Here is a 17,193-nt window from a genome sequence, read left to right as displayed (position 1 = left end):
ACCGGGAGCTCTTTGAATCATGTTAAGACTAATCGCAGCCATCTTTATCACATTTACACTGTCTCTCTCTGCGGCCCATGCTGGTTCGCCCGCTAAGGTGGTCGATAAGAAGCAGGCAGTGGCGATTGCGAAAGAAGCCGAAAACGGTAAAGTTTTAAAGATTTCGGAACAAAAGGATAAATTCGTTGTTCGAATCTTAAACCCCAAAGGCCGAGTTATCGACATTATTGTCTCTAAACGCACGGGACAAGTTGAGAAGGAAAATAATTAATGCGTATTTTAGTCATCGAAGACGATTTGCATTTAGCAGATAACTTACGTAGCGCTTTAGAAAAAGAGCGTTATAGCGTGGATTTATGTAATGACGGCGAAGCCGGTTTATTCCACATTTGCGAATATCCGCTAGATATGGCGGTGGTCGACCTGGGTCTGCCAAAAATTGATGGTATCGAAGTAATTAAACAAGCCCGTAAAAACGGCGTTGATATTCCTATTCTAATTTTGACCGCTCGCGACCGCTGGCAGGACAAGGTCGAAGGCCTGGATGCCGGTGCCGACGATTACCTGACCAAGCCTTTCCATGTTGAAGAGTTGATCGCCCGTTGTAATGCCTTAATTCGCCGCAGCGCCGGACAGGCCAACCCGGAAATTAAAAATGGTCCTATCCGTATTCATACCCGCTCGCAGCAGGTCTGGGTTGACGACCGTGAGCTTAATTTAACCGCTTACGAATACAAGGTGTTGGAATACCTTATGGTTAATCCGCAAAAGGTAATTTCAAAATCGGAATTGACCGAGCACATTTACGATCAGGACTTTGACCTGGACTCCAACGTTATCGAGGTATTCGTACTGAGGTTACGTAAAAAGCTTGACCCTGAAGGCACGCTAAACCCTGTTGAGACCCTCCGTGGTCGAGGATACAGGTTGCGCTCCCAGTGGTAGTCAATCAAGTTTCACTGAAAATAAGACAAGGATTTATCCTTGTCTTTTTGTTGATCGTGGCAATGCCAATTCTCTTTGTCTCCATCGGCAATGCCTATCGCGCCTCCTTGATTGAGGCCACCGAAAAAACCCTCGAAGCACACCTCTACTCCTTAATTTCCGAAGTCGAATACTCGGAGCAAGGGGTGGAAATGCCACGCAGTATTCTTGCCCCAGAGCTCAACCGCGTTACTTCAGACACCTATGCGATGATCTACGCCGGTGAGCAACAGCTCTGGCAAAGTGAATCGGCGCTCAATACCGACTTTAAACCGGATCTCTTTATCACAGAAACCGGCAAGTCCGATTTTCGCCTGGTCACCCACAAGGGTAAAAAATATTGGCAGTTATCGCTTACCGGCATTCTTGGCAATCTCGACCAGGATATAGAAGCGCGCTTTATCCTGGTAAAAAGCAATGATGCCATTTTGCGCCTGATGGAAGGCTTTAAACAAACTTCCATTAACTGGATGCTGATCATGGGTGTGGTGATCACTGTATTGATGATTATCGGCTTTATCTGGAGCTCTCGTCCCCTGCAACGTCTGGATAAAGAAATTAAGGCCATAGAAAGCGGCGACAGCATGAGCATTAAGGGCCATTATCCAGTGGAGCTGCAAACCATTAAGGCGGATCTGAATCTGCTACTGGAATCACAGCTGCGACAAAAAGAACGTTATCGCGCTTCCTTAAGCGACCTCGCCCATGCTCTGAAAACCCCATTGGCGGTATTAAAGTCCAGCCCGCTGGCACAAGACAGTGATGCCCAGGAGCAACTCGACCGCATTAATGTGATGATCGAACACCAATTAAAGCGGGCCGCCACCGGCGCCTCCGATACCTGGAAAAAACAAACCCTGATCAAACCGGTTGCTGACTCCATCTTTAACGCCATGAGCAAGGTATATCGCGATAAAAATATCCAATTTAGCGTCGAGGTTAACAATAACCACTTCTTCCTTGGCGATAAAACAGATTTAATGGAACTGCTTGGCAACCTGGTGGATAACGCCTGTAAGGCCTGCGACTCAAAGGTGAGCCTTAAGGTAGTGCAGAAGAAAAAGCGCCTGCGCCTGATTATTGAAGACGATGGTCCCGGCGTTCCAGAGAATAAGCGTGAATTGTTATTGCAGCGCGGTACCCGCCTGGATAGCTATGAAAGCGGGCACGGTGTCGGTATGGCCATAGTTGCCGATTTGGTCAATGGTTACCATGGTCACTTAACCATAGGCGACAGCCCTCTTGGCGGCGCCCTGTTCGAACTAGAGTTTGATTATCAGGAAACCAGTTAAGCGCGGTGACACCCTATACACAGCGCTTTGTAGTTTCCTGGCCAGCCACAAACTGGAATAAGCGTACTAGGCCAATAAGTCGATGCTATCTAGCTCGACTTATACCAGTTCTGTTAAGTATGTGATCAGAGATAGCGTTGGATAAATGATATGCTAACTGCGTTGGAATTTTTCTTATGTAGTTATTCTCCATAGAAAAATTCCAACGCAGTTAGCATGATATTTAGCCCGCTAGAATGATTAGCTATTTAAGTGAATTGGTATTATTGGCAACTTGTGCATCGCTGCCTAACAAGGTAGCTATCCAGCGCCCTTCTTCACTCTCTTCAAGGGCGATCTTCACCACCATGGTCAGCGGCACCGACAACAGCATGCCGACACTGCCAAGCAGCCAACCCCAGAAAATTAACGATAAAAACACCACCAAGGCCGACAAGCCCAGGCCTCGCCCCATAAAACGCGGCTCTATCATGTTACCCATCACAGTATTGATAAGGATATAACCACCACCCACTATGGCTGCGGTCAGCGGACTTTGGGTAATAAGCGCCAGCAACACCGCGGGTACGGCGGCAATAATAGAACCTATATTGGGAATATAGTTGAACATAAAGGCAACCACACCCCAAAGCAGGAAGTAGTCGATATCAAGTAGCCACAGCATAAAGGTAACTAAGATACCAGTGGCCAGACTCACCAGGGTTTTAATCGCCAAATAGGAATTGATAGAGGCAAGAAAGCGGTCTATTTGCGCCATTTTCATGTCCGGATCATCCATCGCCAGGTGGATTTTATTGCCTATACTTGGCCCCTCAAACAGCATAAACACCACGGTGACTATGATTAAAAACAGGTTCGCCATCACGCCACCGAAGCCGGTGAGCATATTGGTGGCTACATCTATCATTTTGGCCGGGTCGAACATGGCCATAATTTGCGCCTTATCAAGAAAAATATTGTATTGCGCCAGGGTATTGACCAGCCATTCAAACTCGTTTTTTAACTGCTCTTTGTATTGAGGTAATTGCGCCGAAAAGTCATTAACCGACTGCCCTACCAAGCCTGCCAGGCTCAGAATCAAGCCAAAAACCAACATGATCACCAGAACAATGGCAAGCCCTTTAGGAATACGATAACGCCCCAAGGCATTGATCAGGGGGCTGCAGATCACCGCAATAAATACCGAGAGAATAAAGGGCACCACCAAGGGGCTGGCAATTTTAATCCCGGCCAAGACGATCACCAGGGACGCCAACACCATTAAACTTTTACTTGCTCCAATAAAGCTAGGCACAGTTAATTCCTTTTTGTTTTTCTGGGGTTAATTTGCGGTTTTTGAGCGCTAAATCGAAACAAACCTGATCGCGAAGCGACCTAGGCCCGTATACATCTTTCTTATTAACGCCTAGTTTAGGCGACTTACTAATGAAAATAAACTCTTGATATGGGACAAAAAATAGACGTAATCGGCACAGAGCCAGAAATGTCCTACACTTGTATAGAGCGGCTTGGCGTTATAGCGACATGAACATTCTTATTACCGGGGCCACCGGACTAATTGGCTCCGAGCTTTATAAACATCTGTTAAACCATCACAGCGTGACGGTGCTTACGCGCACGCCCGCTAATGCCTATTTGAAACTTGGGCACCGCATCGAAGCGGTACGCAGCCTGGACAAGGTTGATTTCAATGATACCGATGTGGTGATCAACCTAGCCGGTGAGCCCATAGTTAACAAACGTTGGACGCCAGAGCAAAAACAGCGGGTCTATGACTCTCGTATTACCCTCACAGAGGAAATTGCCGAGCGTATAAACCAGGCCGAGAAAAAGCCAAAAACCCTGATCTCCGGCAGTGCCATAGGCTATTACGGCCGCCAGGGCGAACAGGTGATTGGCGAAGATTATGAACATTGTTATGACGAGTTCAGCCACCAGCTGTGCAAAGACTGGGAGCAAGCGGCACAAAAGGCACAAACCCGAGTCTGTTTGCTGCGTACCGGCATTGTGCTTTCCGCCCGTGGCGGTGCGCTGACAAAAATGTTGCCGGCATTTCGCTGTGGTCTCGGTGGGCCTTTGGGCGATGGTCACCAGTATATGTCCTGGATCCACCTTGATGATATGGTGCAGGTGATCATGTATTTAATCAAATACGACCATATCAGCGGCCCCATCAATGCCACAGCCCCACACCCGGTGAGTAATGAAGAATTCAGCAAAACCCTGGCACAAATACTGCGTCGTCCCGCCTTTTTGCGCATGCCCAAAGCAGTGCTGCGACTGTTAATGGGAGAAATGGCCGATCTTATGCTGTACGGACAAAATGTGCAGCCCAAACGCATGCTCAAAGAAGGCTTTCGCTTTCGCCATCCCGAACTAAGACCGGCTCTTGCCCAAATCCTCAGCCGCCATTAGCGGCCTAGGCCAAAACAACCCCACTACATGATTTTACGCAGCAAACCACTGGTGTTTTTATTCAGTGTGCGGGCGATCATGGTGTAGCCCAGCACAGCCACAAATAAGGCACCGGACAAGGGACCAATCAACCAGATATCCGGATGCAACTTGCCCGGCAGTTCAAACAAGGTGCGCTGTACGATAAACAAGGCAATATCACTACTTAGCGCTGCAACCACACCAGCCACCAAACCGAGCAAGAGAAACTCATACAGGGTTGCATGACGAATAAGTTGTCCGCGAGCCCCCAGGGTACGAAGTATCACCACCTCCTGCATGCGCTCACCCAGACTCGCCTGTACCTGAGAAATAAGCACCAAGGCGCCGCAAACCACAACTATGGCAAGCACAAAACCAATCGCCAAAGAGACCTGCTCTATGGTTGAGCGAATTTGATCGACAAAGTTATCGACATCTATGGCTGTGATGGTCGGATACTGACGCAGCAACTGGGTAAAGGCCTTGCTTTGCCCCTCATCGATGCGCGCCGCGGCTATATAGGTTGCGGGGAAATCCGCCAGTACATCCGGGCTTAAAATCATAAAGAAGTTCGGCTTTAAGGTGGACCAGTTCACCTCGCGGAAGCTGGTGACCTTGGCCTCAAAGCTTTGTGCGCCAATTAAAAAACTCACTGAGTCGCCAAGCTTTATATCCAAACGTTCGGCCATGGACTGCTCCACCGACACCTCGCGACGGCTTTGCTCGTCAAACCATTGCCCGCCACTTAAGGTATTATGACTTGGCATCTCACTCACCCAGGTAAGGTTGAGCTCGCGGCCCACTCCCGAGCGCGCTTCCTCGTCTTTTTTCTCGTTGTCCTCTAACGACACCTCTCGGGCCACGGGCTCGCCATTGATGGCATTAACACGACCGCGAATAGTGGGGTAAAAACGTGACACTTCTATATTCTGGGCCGCGAGGTAATCACCGACCGGCTGCTTTTCTTCCTCGGTGATGTTCACTAAAAAGGCGTTCGGCGCATCCGCTGGCAGCTGAGATTGCCAGTCATTGATCATGTCGTTTTTCAGTACGATTAAAAACAGCAGCAACTTAATGGCCAGTGCAAAACTGATCAGTTGCACCGCATTGGCGTTGGCCCGCTTTTGAATCGAGGCAATGGCCAAAGACCAACTGTTTCCCGGGCTTAAGCCGAGCTTACGGCCACCGCCAAAAATCAGCTTGGAAAGGATAAAGAGCACCAAAACCACCGCCGCCGAGGATAAGAATAAAATGATAGTAATCATAATCTTACCGCTGAACAGCCACATTAAAGCAAAGACGGTAAAGGCAGACAGAGCAAGGTGAATCTTACTCACCAATAAACGGTCACCCAGGTTGCGACGCAAGACCCTTAGGGGGGGAATATCAAAAAGATCCAGCAGTGGTTTAATGGAGAACATTACAGCGCACACCACACCGATAAACACCGCACTTAACCAAGGGCGTATTGACGCCGGGGGCAACTGCACATCCATATTGGCGGCCATGTAATTGCCCGCCGCGTACTGCAGGCCATACCCTGCCGCTAAGCCAAGCAGCAGCGAAAAGCCACACACCAAGGCCAGGTGCAGCAGATAGATATTGCGAATTTGCGAGCGCGCTCCGCCTAAGGTTTTCATCATGGCCACCGGGTCGTACTGGCGCTCACAATAACGCTTTGCCGACACCGCAATGGCCACGGCTGCGAGAATAATGCCAAGCAAACCCGCCAAGAGTAAAAACCGCTCCGAGCGTTCAAGTGAGTTGGAAATGGGTGACTGTCTGTCTTTAACCCCATACCAGCGTTGATTCTCGGCCAGTTGGGGTTTTAACCACTGATAAAAGGCCTCAATCTTGTCGCTATCGCCGGCATACAACTGGCGATAAAACACCCGACTTCCGGGCTGGATGACCTTGGTTTTGTCAATGTCCGCTTCATTGAGCAGCACACGACGACTGCCGGAGAAAATATTAAAGGGCGCGTCCGGCTCTTCACTTAAGATGGCACTGACCTTAAAGGTCGCGGCGCCAAGCTCTAGGCTATCGCCCACCGCTAAATCCAGTGAATACATCACCGACTCATTGAGCCAAACCGTGCCTGGCTCTGGACCGCCCTTGGCAACCTGCTCTGGGGCATCGAAATCCCCTTTTATCAGCAACTCCCCCTTAAGAGGATACGCTTGTGAAGCCGCCTTGATGGCCGCCAATTGCATGCGCTCATTGGCAAACAGCATGGTATCGAAGAAGGTCAGCCGGGCGGTTTGCAACCCCATATTTTGCGCCTGCTCTTGATAATTCTCAGGCAAGGCATGATTACTGGCTAAGGCACGGTCGGCGGCGATAAAGGCGTTAGACTTTTGCAAAATAGCCTGGCCGATACGGTCGGTCACCGACGACAGGGTTAATACAGTCATCACCGCCAGAGCAATGGCGGCACAGATCACAGTCAGCTCGCCACGGCGCAACTCTCTAAAAAATAATCGTATCGCTAACTTAGCCCACATGCGCGCGCTCCTGAGGCTCACGTAGTTGGGTTAGCTCACCGCCCTCAATATGCAAGATGCGCTCACAGCGATGTGCCAGAGCTTCATCATGGGTTACCAGCACTAAGGTGGTGCCCTGCTGCTGATTAAGCTCAAATAGTAATTCTTCAATCAGCTTGCCGTTTTTGCTGTCGAGGTTGGCCGAGGGCTCATCGGCAAAGAGAATTTTGGGAGTGCCGACAAAGGCGCGGGCAATAGCCACTCTTTGCTGCTCACCACCGCTGAGTTGCGATGGGTAATGTTCAATACGATGACTCAAGCCCACTTTTTCAAGCAGTGCCAAGGCCTGCTCTTTGGCGTCTTTTTGATTGGCAAGCTCAGCTGGCAACATCACGTTCTCAAGGGCACTTAGGCTTTGTACCAGCATAAAAGACTGAAACACAAAACCGACCTTTTGCGCCCGCAAGGCTGCACGGCCTTCTTCATCAAGACTCTCAAGGGCGTCGCCATCAACAATAATGCTTCCGGATGTGGCTCTATCCAGCCCCGCCAACAGGCTTAGCAAGGTTGATTTACCCGAGCCCGAGGCGCCTACTATGGCCACCGACTCGCCCGGCTTGACATTAAAGCTGATGTCGCTGAGGATCGTTAAATCGCCGTCAAGCGTATTAACGGACTTGGTTAATTCTTTGACTTGAATAATGTTTAATTGAGATAACGCTGACATATGAATGCTTTAACCCTACGTATTTTGCTCGTCCTATTAGTTGTCACTAAACCATTTATGGCTTGGGCTGACAACCAAATCCTGATCCTAGGAGACAGCTTAAGCGCTGCCTATGGTCTAAAACAACACCAAGGTTGGGTGCAATTGTTACAAGATACGTATGAAGAGCAAAAAAAGCCCATTAAATTAATCAATGCCAGTATCAGCGGCGAAACTACCGGTGGCGCACTAAGGCGCCTAGAGGGCATTTTAGCCAGCCACCAGCCCAGCCATGTATTGATTGAACTGGGCGGCAACGACGGCCTGCGAGGTTTTCCTATTCCCAAGATGCAGCAAAATCTCACGGCCCTGATCAAACAAAGCCAGGCCGCCGGTGCCGAAGTGGCGGTGATGGCCATTCGCATCCCGCCCAATTATGGTCCCCGCTACACACAAATGTTTGAGGCCAGCTTTGCCACAGTGGCCGAACAACAGGGCGCTCATCTGCTGCCATTTTTTGTCGAGCAAGTCGCTACCGATGGCTCCTTGATGCAAAACGACAATATTCACCCCAATGCCCAGGCCCAGCCGCTGCTGCGCGATATTATGGCCGAGCATATCGAGGCCTGGTTAGCCGCCCCGCAATTAAGTGCAACTAATGCGGCTAAATAAGGCGCAAAAAGCGCTGTGATAACAGCGCTTTTTCAATAGTGGATAAAAAACCTTATCGATATGAATAATTTATAGGCAAACGATTCAACACCCACTTGCAATTGCAAAAATTATCCGTACTATTGCAGTCCTAGTCGGCATATAGCGCAGCTTGGTAGCGCACTGTCATGGGGTGTCAGGGGTCGCAGGTTCAAATCCTGCTATGCCGACCATTCTTTTCTCTCCCCAGTCAAATCTTAATTCGTTCTCGCACTCAAGGTGCGCTTTATTTCCTAAACAAACTTTTCCCCCCCTTAAAAAAATTTTTTCTTAGCGAAAACCTTACGTCCTTGTCTTTGTTTGCGTTTAGCCTTATTCCGACGTTATGCCCGTGTGTTGCAAATCCGCACCAGGGTAACGACAAAAAAATCCACGCCCTTACGTGATTAAGTTGATACGCTTAAGCGGTCAATTTTGCTCCAAGGGGATCACGATGCGTTTACCTAACTTACTGTTTCTACTCTTAACGCTATTTTTAGCGCCGCTGTTTTGCTCGCAGGCTTTGGCCACTGGCTCGGCGCAGCAAGCAGAGGACGAGGCCGCTATTAAGGCCCTCTTCTCCAGCTATATGAATAAGTACAACGGTTATATACAAGGAAAGTCGCTGGAACTTGTGGAGCAGTTATATATGCCCCGGGTCATGCTGATGTCCAGTGCCAACCCACCGGTGGCCATGAGTGCCGACGAGTTTGGCAAACAGGTGGTGGTCTTTCTCGATGGTTTAAAGTCCAAGGGGGTGGCCTCGGTCAACTGGCAACAGGTTAATGTGCGCCTGATCGATAAAAACATTGCCATAGCCACCAATGTGGCTGTTCGCTATCGCGATAATGGCGAGGTGTTCAATAAAGTCGGAGCAACCTACTTCTTGTATAAAACAGATGAAAATTGGCGTATTGCTAGTTTTGCGGTACATGAGCATACTGGAGTGCAAACTCTTTGATGTGATACATGGTTATGGAAGATTGGGATGCATATCGCCTGATACTGGCAATTCACCGGGGCAAGACGCTACGCAATGCGGCAAAAATACTGGCGGTGAATCACACCACGGTGGCAAGACGATTAGCACAACTCAATCACAGCCATGGCTATACCCTGGTGGAGTCTGCCCCCTCTGGGTACGCACTCACTCTGGCAGGGCATGCCTTATTGCAAACCGCGCAGCAAGTTGAGGCACTGGTACTCGCAGATAGGCATGCACAACGCGCAAATCACCTAGAACACAGCGGTCAAATTACCCTGTCTCTTCCCCCTGCCATTGCACAGTACCTGCTTCTTGAAGATTTGGGAACCTTTGCTAAACGCTACCCACAGATTCGCCTGGTGATGCAATGCAATTATCACCTTGTTGATATTGATAACTGCGAGGCGGATATTGTCATTCGCGTCGCCAATGAACCATGTGAGCACCTGGTTGGCCATCGCGCCGGCGCCGTGTATTTAAATTACTACGCCCAACGGGATTACCTCCTTAACAAAACCAGTGACGGGTACGCATGGCTGGTTGGCACAGCCGATGGTGCTCAAACAGATTGGATTAAGAACAGTCCATTTCCACACGCACCGGTGAGCTTAGTGATCGATGATTTAATAGTGCGCCATGATGCCGCCAGCAAAGGGCTTGGGCTTATACGCGGAGCCTGTTATATCGCCGATACCATGGAACAACTTACGGTAGTTGGAGATTCTGAGCCCCATGAATTTGCCCAAATGTGGGTTTTAACACATCCATCGCTTGTTGATGTTCCCAGAATCAAATTGCTAATGGGCGAACTCTACACTTTACTTAAGCAAAGACAGCATCGATTAATGGGGCGCGCCGCAAAGTTTATCTCTTAGGACCCTTTATTTATGGGTTTTAACCCAAAGATCGTTAACTAAACTACCAATAAGTCACTTTGCTAACAGGCCTATACAACCTACTATGCTATTGCTCATTGCTTTCGCCGTACTCTCTATCGCCGTGTCGTTTATGTGCTCTATTTTAGAAGCGGCATTGCTCTCCATTACACCTAGCTATATTGCTAAACAAAAATTAGAGAACCCGGTTCGCTATCAGGCACTGAAAAATCTCAAAGAAAGGATTGATCAACCGCTGGCGGCAATTCTCACCCTCAATACGGTGGCGCATACGGTCGGCGCTGCCGGGGTTGGCGCCCAGGTCACGGTCGTCTTCGGTAATGGTTATTTGGGTATCGCCTCAGCGGTCATGACAATTCTTATTCTCGTGCTATCAGAAATTATCCCAAAAACCATAGGCGCCCTGTTCTGGCGCCAGCTAGCCGTGGTATTGCCGCCAATCCTCGCCTTCTTAATCTGGACACTCAAACCCTTTATTTGGATTTCGGACAAAATAACGCGTTTACTCGGTGGCAGTGCCAGTGAAGAAGATCTGCGCTCAGAAATTAAAGCTCTGTCCTCTCTTGGCACCGAGCTTGGTAGTGTCGATGAGACCGAGCACAGAGCGATAAGCAACATTCTCGATTTACATACCATCAAGGTGCGCGAGGTTATGACGCCTCGCATCGTCTGTGAAACGCTCAAACCTGACTTGCCCCTTGATGACATTCGCGACAAGGTGCTCAAAAGCCAGTTCACCCGCTTTCCCATCCTGGATGAAGACGAGTCTCCCCACGGCATGCTTTTTAAGTCGGATCTGATTATGGTGGGCGACAAAAAATTCGCGATAGAGTTTGCTCGACCAGCTAAGGTCGTCTCTGACAACACCAGCTTGGAGCAATTGCTTACCCAGCTCCTAGAAGATCAGCATCATATGTGTTTGGTGTATGACGAGTACGGCTCGTGGCAAGGATTAATAACCATGGAAGATATTATTGAGACCATTATAGGCCGCTCAATTGTCGATGAAACGGATCAAATTGCCAACATGCGTCGCTATGCCCGACGACGCTGGCAGAAGCAGAAAAAAGCACAAAAGAAATCACAGGAATAATGTTTAAGGCAGGTCATCTCGCCAATTAGGATAAGTTGTCGATAACTAAAGCGTTTAAACATGGCTTTTTGGGGCGCTGATTTATTGTGCGTAAAATTTAAAAAATCTTTTTAAAACAACATTCATCACCTATAGTGTCGTATTCGTTACGTAATGATTTCGGGTGCATGTCGCAACCCTAACGTATTGCTGGAGGGGGTCTCTTGCTAATTTGAAGTCCAGTTAGCAAGGAGACCCACAAGATGAAAATGAAAGTAAATGTTCAGGTCATAAAAACCCTGCGTGATAGCCGCTGTTACTCGCAAGAGCAGCTGGCGGAGATGGCAGGATTGAGTTTACGCACGGTACAACGAATCGAGGCGAAGGGCGTTGCCTCATTGGAGTCGATAAAAAGCATGGCCGCGGCGCTGGATATCGATTGCCAGCAATTATTGGCTTTGGATCACAGTGTCCATATGCAAGACAGCGCATGTGCTGCCGGTGCGCCTGAGCACACTCAACCCTCTTCCACAGAGACTGGCTCAGAACCTGTCGCTGTGCAGGCTTCACAAGACCCGACTGCCGCTAAGCCGAAAACCAACAAGCACACCTATCTGTGGAGTATGCTATTGGTCATTGCCGCCAATGCCTTCGGTTTTTGGGGCATTTTTGATGCCTACAATGCCGGGCGCATCGATCAGGATACCATGCGTTTACTAAAAAACCTGGTGTCGCTGGCGCTGCTCTTTTCGGTGGGCCTGCTGGCCTACAAGGGCTACAAAGAAGGTATCTTTAAGTAATAGTCGCTTAACAAAAGCATCGGCGTTCTCCTTGCTAACTCCACTTTAACCAAAGGAGAAAACCCATGTTTAACAATAAATTAGAAATAAAACTTATCAGCGTAACCCTAGCAGTCTTTTTCATATACGTGCTTGTTGCAGGCATAGTATTGGTACAGTTATGGCTCCCCGATGGCATCGCACAAGAGCAAGCCATGATAATGGCCGAGCAGGACTTAGGCTTGCAAATTCAGAGCATGCTTGCAGGCCTTATTGGTTGTCTGCTTGTTGCTGCGATGAGTGTGCGTTTTGGTAAGGAGCTGGGATATAAAAATACCCTGGTGTGTGGCATCTTCCTCACCCTTTACGGAATCTTAGGAGTGTATTTGCACCCGCAACATGCTCTTTGGGCGCAATTTATAAAGGTGCTGGCACCATTGCCTATTACCCTGCTCACGGCCATGCTGCTTTGCAACATGCGTAAATGCTCCCTCAAAACCGCATAATTCTAAGTGACCCAACTAGGTGGCGACACAAGATGGCATAGCCATGTGTCGCCCCGCTCGCATACCCAGCACCGACGTTAAACTGTAATTCTCGTTCATTCACCGCCAATTGGTTAATTTTAATAGTGAAATAAGGTAAAAAGGCGCAACTTTGCGAATCTAGGAGAGCAATATGTCGCGTATTTTTAGTCTTAGTGCGGTTGCCGCCACACTCTTGAGTGCTCATGTTTATGCAGCAGATTTTAATTTTACTGGCCTAAGCGGCGCAAAAACCTTAGTGGTTATGCAAACCAAAGGGCAAGACTTACCTGCGGGTCAATTATCTGCAGCAACTCAGGCACAACTGAAAAAAGCAGCGGACGCCGCTCAATTTGATGCCAGCCAGGGTAGTACATTTGAGCTTCTAGCACCTATTGACTCGAACTATGAGCGCATTTTGGTTGTGGGTTTGGGTGACAAGGATGAGTTAAACGCTGCCAATCTGGCAAAGCTGGGTGGCAATGTTCATGGTCAGCTTAAAGCCAATAAAATCACCGATGTCGACCTGGCTTTCGCCGAGGTGCAAGGCCAATTAAGCAATGCGCAACTGGCAGCCCAGTTTGCCCACGGTGCCAACCTTCGCGATCACAGCTTCGATGTCTATAAAAAAGACGCCGATAAAACCACCGTCAGCTACCACTTTAGCGTTGCCAACGCCGAGCGCGCTCAAGCGGCCTACCAAGCCCTGAGTCATATCGAGCAAGGCGTATTTCTAGCCCGCGATCTAACCTCAGAAGTGGCCACAGAAATGACCCCGGTCGAATTTGCCAAAGCTGCTAAAGAGCTTGAGCAATACGGTGTCAAGGTAACTGTACTGGGACCAAAACAGCTTAAAAAGCTGGGCATGGGTGCTTTGGAAGGCGTTGGCCGCGGCAGTGAGCATGGCGCCCGCCTAGTTGTTGCCCATTACAAGGGGTCAGACGAGGCGCCTATCGCCCTAGTAGGTAAAGGCATTACCTTTGATTCCGGCGGCTACAGCATTAAAAGCGGCCCGTCTATCGCACGTATGAAATCGGATATGGCCGGTGCCGCCGCGGTACTGGGTACGGTTAAAGCCATGGCGCTGAGCAAGGCCGATGTCAATGTCGTTGCCGTCATGGGTATGGCAGCGAACATGGTTTCTCAATACGCCATTGCCCCGGGTGATGTACTACGCACCGCCGAAGGCTTAAGCGTAGAAGTGGTGAACACCGACGCTGAAGGCCGCCTGGTGCTAAGCGATGCCATGTGGTACGCCCGCGAGCATTATAAGCCGGAGATCATGGTGGATGTAGCCACATTAACCGGCTCTAAGGTACGCGCCCTTGGCGATCGCTACAGCGCCGTATTCTCTGATGATGATCAGCTTATCAGCGAGCTTACCGCCGCCGGTAAGGTAGTGAATGAGCAGGTATGGCGTCTGCCGCTGGGCTACAAAGACATGCTGAAGTCGGATATTGCCGACTTACAAAATGTCGGCTCGGGCGGTCCGGGTGCAACTACTGCCGCTTCTTTCTTACAACACTTTGCCGGTGACACCCGTTGGGTACATATAGATATCGCCGGGAATGCCCTGTCCAGCAAGGCCAAAGGCGAAGTGAATGTGGGCGGCACAGGTTACGGTGTGCGCCTGCTGAGCGAGTGGATTTTAAAAACCAAATAAGCGCACAGATGAAAAAGGTGGCTAAGGCCACCTTTTTTGTTGGTTGGGTAACCAGCTGGAAAGCCTAGCTAAAAAGCCCGGGTTAGAAGAAACCCAAGGCATTGTCTGAGTAGCTGACCAAGAGGTTTTTGGTCTGCTGATAATGTTCCAACATCATCTTGTGGGTTTCTCGCCCTACTCCGGACTTCTTGTAACCACCAAAGGCCGCATGAGCAGGATAATGGTGATAACAGTTGGTCCAAACGCGACCCGCTTCTATGGCGCGGCCCATGCGATAAGCGCGGTTCATATCCCGTGTCCATAAACCGGCGCCCAGACCAAACTCGGTGTCATTAGCGATGGCAATGGCATCGGCTTCATCCTTAAAGGTGGTAACACTCACTACCGGGCCGAAGATTTCTTCACGGAATACCCGCATCTGATTGGTGCCCTTAAACAGAGTCGGCTGAATATAGTAACCCTGACTAAACTCGTTATCGAAACGCTCCGCATCACCGCCAATAAGTACCTCGGCGCCCTCGTCGCGGCCAATGCTAAAGTAGCTCATGATCTTATCGAATTGCTGCTGCGATGCCTGGGCACCGACCATGGTTTCGGTATCAAGCGGATTACCGCGCTTAATTTGTTTGGTCCGCTCGACCACCTTGGCGATAAACTCATCATAGATACTCTCTTGCACCAATAAACGCGATGGACAAGTACAGACCTCGCCCTGGTTGAAAAACGCCAGCACAGCGCCTTCCACACACTTATCGATAAACTCATCCGATTGCTCAAGCACATCTTCAAAGTAGATATTGGGTGATTTACCGCCAAGCTCCACCGTTGACGGGATAATGTTTTCGGCGGCACATTTTAGGATATGCGCACCGACCGGGGTGGAGCCGGTAAAGGCGATTTTGGCGATGCGGGTACTGGTGGCCAGGGCTTGGCCGGCCTCGGCGCCATAGCCGTTAACCACATTAAGTACACCCGGGGGCAGCAAGTCGCCAATTACCTCGACCAGCTTTAAAATCGACGCCGGAGTTTGCTCGGCGGGTTTTAGCACCACACAGTTACCGGCAGCCAGAGCTGGCGCCAGTTTCCATGCTGCCATCAGCAGCGGGAAGTTCCACGGGATGATCTGTCCGACTACACCCAGGGGCTCATAGAAATGATAGGCCACGGTGTTTTCGTCGATATCACCGATACTGCCCTCCTGGGCACGAATACAACCGGCAAAATAACGGAAGTGATCCACCACCAAAGGAATATCCGCATTCAGGGTTTCTCGCACCGCCTTGCCGTTATCCCAGGTTTCCGCCACCGCCAACTGTTCCAGATTGGCCTCGATACGGTCGGCAATTTTCAGCAGCAGATTGCTGCGCTCGGTGACCGAGGTTTTTCCCCAGGCGGCTCTGGCCTGATGCGCCGCATCCAATGCCAGCTCGATGTCTTTGTCGTTCGAGCGCGGCACGCGGCAGAAGACCTCACCGGTAACCGGCGTGGTGTTATCAAAATAATTACCATCCACAGGCGGCACCCAGGCCCCACCAATGTAATTCTCGTATTGGGCGGCAAAAGACACCAGGGCGTCGGTTGAATTAGGTTTTGCATAGATCATTGTTATTGTCCTTCTTTGCTGCAATCCCTTTAACGCTAGACCAATTTGCCGATAAAAACTTGATTGTCATTCCATCTTGCTTGACTCCAAGTACACTTTTTGGCCATGCTAGAGCACGCCTTAAACAAGCTAAGGTCATAGCAAAGGAGCCTAGCCATGCCAGCAGCCACACACCCAGATGCACTCGAGCGCCTCGATACCTTGGTCGATCACCGCTCGGTGTTTAACGCCGATGGCGTGCAACTGTGTTTATACGACACCTATGAGCACAGTGACGGTGTGCCCTTTAAGGCAGACGAAATTATGTTTTGCGCCATGATCCAAGGGCGTAAGGTGATGCACCATTCGAGCCTGAGTCAGGGCCAGGACTTTATCCCCGGACAGAGCTTTGTAATTGCGCCACAAGAGCATGTAGCCATAGACTTCCCCGACGCCACCTTGAGCACACCGACCCGTTGTTTAACCATAGAAATAGACACCCAAAAGCTGCATCAGGTAGCCGGGCAAATGCGCCTGCAAAGCGATAGTGAGGCGTCCACGCAAACCGCCACCTTGCAACTGAATCACAGCGCCAGCACCCAGGGCGTGTATCAAAGATTAATTGAGGCATTTAGTGAAAATGAGAAAGACAGAGGCTTACTCATTGAGCTTGCCAGCACCGAATTACTGGTGCGCTTACTGCGTGAGCAAGAGCATAGCAAGTTACTAAGCTGTGCCCAGCAAGACCCTCAAGCCACCCTATGGCATGCTGTGGTCGCTCATATTGAGCACAACCTCGGCGGCCTTATTGATGTCGATACCCTGTGCAGCCTGGCCTGTATGTGCCGCAGCAAGTTTTTTAACGCCTTTCGCCTGCGCTTTGGGGTCAGCCCTCAAGCCTATATTCTTAAGCGCCGCTTAGAGCGGGCGCAGCTGTTGCTCAATCAGGGCAAGTCGGTGACCAATGCCTGCTTTGAAACCGGCTTTAACAGCGTCAGTCATTTTAGCCGTAGCTTTAAGGGCCATTTTGGGGTGTCGCCGCGGGGCTATCGCCAGCAAGGTGTGAGTTAAACGAAGAAGGCCGCATATGCGGCCTTGTTA

General features: G+C 49.9%; 16 protein-coding genes and 1 tRNA gene. 13 read left to right on the top strand and 4 right to left on the bottom strand.

What is annotated here, in order from left to right:
• Positions 1-19 precede the first annotated feature (19 nt).
• Genes C2M34_RS13335 through C2M34_RS13325 form a run of 3 tightly spaced genes read left to right on the top strand, consistent with a single transcriptional unit; the run spans position 20 to position 2,276 of the window.
• Positions 20-271 (top strand): PepSY domain-containing protein, encoded by a 252-nt coding sequence (locus C2M34_RS13335; RefSeq protein WP_105199195.1) that lies wholly within the window; start codon positions 20-22, stop codon positions 269-271.
• Complete coding sequence (locus C2M34_RS13330) at positions 271-945, top strand: response regulator transcription factor (protein ID WP_105199194.1); 675 nt, start codon at positions 271-273, stop codon at positions 943-945. Before C2M34_RS13335 ends, C2M34_RS13330 begins: the two co-directional genes overlap by 1 nt.
• Complete coding sequence (locus C2M34_RS13325; protein ID WP_105199193.1) at positions 939-2,276, top strand: ATP-binding protein; 1,338 nt, start codon at positions 939-941, stop codon at positions 2,274-2,276. The genes C2M34_RS13330 and C2M34_RS13325 overlap by 7 nt, the downstream gene beginning before the upstream one ends.
• 244 nt (positions 2,277-2,520) lie before the next feature.
• Here C2M34_RS13325 and C2M34_RS13320 read toward each other — a convergent pair whose 3' ends face one another.
• Positions 2,521-3,537: an AI-2E family transporter gene (locus C2M34_RS13320; protein WP_442792495.1), complete on the bottom strand. Its 1,017-nt coding sequence runs from the start codon at positions 3,535-3,537 to the stop codon at positions 2,521-2,523.
• Between the two features lie 263 nt (positions 3,538-3,800).
• Here C2M34_RS13320 and C2M34_RS13315 point away from each other — a divergent pair, with 263 nt between their 5' ends.
• Positions 3,801-4,691: a TIGR01777 family oxidoreductase gene (locus tag C2M34_RS13315; RefSeq protein ID WP_105259052.1), complete on the top strand. Its 891-nt coding sequence runs from the start codon at positions 3,801-3,803 to the stop codon at positions 4,689-4,691.
• 23 nt (positions 4,692-4,714) lie between these two features.
• On the opposite strand, the gene C2M34_RS13310 is transcribed toward C2M34_RS13315, so the two are convergent.
• Both C2M34_RS13310 and C2M34_RS13305 read right to left on the bottom strand, forming a co-directional pair.
• On the bottom strand, positions 4,715-7,216 hold the full coding sequence (locus C2M34_RS13310; protein ID WP_105259051.1) for an ABC transporter permease: 2,502 nt from the start codon (positions 7,214-7,216) through the stop codon (positions 4,715-4,717).
• Entirely contained in the window at positions 7,206-7,922 is a 717-nt protein-coding gene (locus C2M34_RS13305) for an ABC transporter ATP-binding protein (protein WP_105212921.1), read from the bottom strand. Before C2M34_RS13305 ends, C2M34_RS13310 begins: the two co-directional genes overlap by 11 nt.
• Here C2M34_RS13305 and C2M34_RS13300 point away from each other — a divergent pair, their 5' ends adjacent.
• From C2M34_RS13300 to C2M34_RS13265, 8 genes are all read left to right on the top strand, one after another.
• Positions 7,923-8,573, top strand: coding sequence for an arylesterase (locus C2M34_RS13300; RefSeq protein ID WP_105259050.1), 651 nt, complete (start codon positions 7,923-7,925; stop codon positions 8,571-8,573).
• Between the two features lie 135 nt (positions 8,574-8,708).
• Positions 8,709-8,785 (top strand) — tRNA-Pro (locus C2M34_RS13295).
• A gap of 260 nt (positions 8,786-9,045) precedes the next feature.
• Complete coding sequence (locus tag C2M34_RS13290; protein WP_105259049.1) at positions 9,046-9,552, top strand: DUF6841 family protein; 507 nt, start codon at positions 9,046-9,048, stop codon at positions 9,550-9,552.
• A 14-nt stretch (positions 9,553-9,566) separates the two neighbouring features.
• Positions 9,567-10,451: a LysR family transcriptional regulator gene (locus tag C2M34_RS13285; RefSeq protein WP_158681452.1), complete on the top strand. Its 885-nt coding sequence runs from the start codon at positions 9,567-9,569 to the stop codon at positions 10,449-10,451.
• Between the two features lie 85 nt (positions 10,452-10,536).
• Positions 10,537-11,565, top strand: a complete 1,029-nt coding sequence (locus C2M34_RS13280; protein WP_105259047.1) for a CNNM domain-containing protein — start codon at positions 10,537-10,539, stop codon at positions 11,563-11,565.
• Positions 11,566-11,807: 242 nt separating this feature from the next.
• Entirely contained in the window at positions 11,808-12,344 is a 537-nt protein-coding gene (locus C2M34_RS13275) for a helix-turn-helix domain-containing protein (protein WP_234398819.1), read from the top strand.
• Between the two features lie 65 nt (positions 12,345-12,409).
• Positions 12,410-12,829 carry a hypothetical protein gene (locus tag C2M34_RS13270; RefSeq protein WP_105259046.1) on the top strand — a complete coding sequence of 140 codons (420 nt, stop codon included), beginning with the start codon at positions 12,410-12,412 and terminating at the stop codon, positions 12,827-12,829.
• Between the two features lie 172 nt (positions 12,830-13,001).
• A complete protein-coding gene (locus tag C2M34_RS13265; protein ID WP_105259045.1) occupies positions 13,002-14,510 on the top strand; it encodes a leucyl aminopeptidase in 1,509 nt (502 codons plus the stop codon).
• Positions 14,511-14,592: 82 nt separating this feature from the next.
• Here C2M34_RS13265 and exaC read toward each other — a convergent pair whose 3' ends face one another.
• Positions 14,593-16,113 (bottom strand): acetaldehyde dehydrogenase ExaC, encoded by a 1,521-nt coding sequence (gene exaC / locus C2M34_RS13260; protein ID WP_105212932.1) that lies wholly within the window; start codon positions 16,111-16,113, stop codon positions 14,593-14,595.
• Between the two features lie 156 nt (positions 16,114-16,269).
• Between exaC and C2M34_RS13255 the strand changes: the two genes are divergently transcribed.
• On the top strand, positions 16,270-17,163 hold the full coding sequence (locus C2M34_RS13255; protein ID WP_105259044.1) for a helix-turn-helix domain-containing protein: 894 nt from the start codon (positions 16,270-16,272) through the stop codon (positions 17,161-17,163).
• The last annotated feature ends 30 nt before the right edge of the window (positions 17,164-17,193 follow it).

Source organism: Pseudoalteromonas sp. T1lg88 (assembly GCF_002964765.1).
GTDB lineage: Bacteria > Pseudomonadota > Gammaproteobacteria > Enterobacterales > Alteromonadaceae > Pseudoalteromonas.
The sequence above is the reverse complement of the archived record's forward strand: the minus strand, read 5'-3'. Positions and strand labels throughout refer to the sequence as shown.

Coding starts and splice junctions, on each gene's coding strand:
- C2M34_RS13335 (WP_105199195.1), top strand. CDS start 20: ATGTTAAGACTAATCGCAGCCATCTTTATCACATTTACACTGTCTCTC.
- C2M34_RS13330 (WP_105199194.1), top strand. CDS start 271: ATGCGTATTTTAGTCATCGAAGACGATTTGCATTTAGCAGATAACTTA.
- C2M34_RS13320 (WP_442792495.1), bottom strand. CDS start 3,537: ATGGTGTTGGCGTCCCTGGTGATCGTCTTGGCCGGGATTAAAATTGCC.
- C2M34_RS13315 (WP_105259052.1), top strand. CDS start 3,801: ATGAACATTCTTATTACCGGGGCCACCGGACTAATTGGCTCCGAGCTT.
- C2M34_RS13310 (WP_105259051.1), bottom strand. CDS start 7,216: ATGTGGGCTAAGTTAGCGATACGATTATTTTTTAGAGAGTTGCGCCGT.
- C2M34_RS13305 (WP_105212921.1), bottom strand. CDS start 7,922: ATGTCAGCGTTATCTCAATTAAACATTATTCAAGTCAAAGAATTAACC.
- C2M34_RS13300 (WP_105259050.1), top strand. CDS start 7,923: ATGAATGCTTTAACCCTACGTATTTTGCTCGTCCTATTAGTTGTCACT.
- C2M34_RS13290 (WP_105259049.1), top strand. CDS start 9,046: ATGCGTTTACCTAACTTACTGTTTCTACTCTTAACGCTATTTTTAGCG.
- C2M34_RS13285 (WP_158681452.1), top strand. CDS start 9,567: ATGGAAGATTGGGATGCATATCGCCTGATACTGGCAATTCACCGGGGC.
- C2M34_RS13280 (WP_105259047.1), top strand. CDS start 10,537: ATGCTATTGCTCATTGCTTTCGCCGTACTCTCTATCGCCGTGTCGTTT.
- C2M34_RS13275 (WP_234398819.1), top strand. CDS start 11,808: ATGAAAATGAAAGTAAATGTTCAGGTCATAAAAACCCTGCGTGATAGC.
- C2M34_RS13270 (WP_105259046.1), top strand. CDS start 12,410: ATGTTTAACAATAAATTAGAAATAAAACTTATCAGCGTAACCCTAGCA.
- C2M34_RS13265 (WP_105259045.1), top strand. CDS start 13,002: ATGTCGCGTATTTTTAGTCTTAGTGCGGTTGCCGCCACACTCTTGAGT.
- exaC (WP_105212932.1), bottom strand. CDS start 16,113: ATGATCTATGCAAAACCTAATTCAACCGACGCCCTGGTGTCTTTTGCC.
- C2M34_RS13255 (WP_105259044.1), top strand. CDS start 16,270: ATGCCAGCAGCCACACACCCAGATGCACTCGAGCGCCTCGATACCTTG.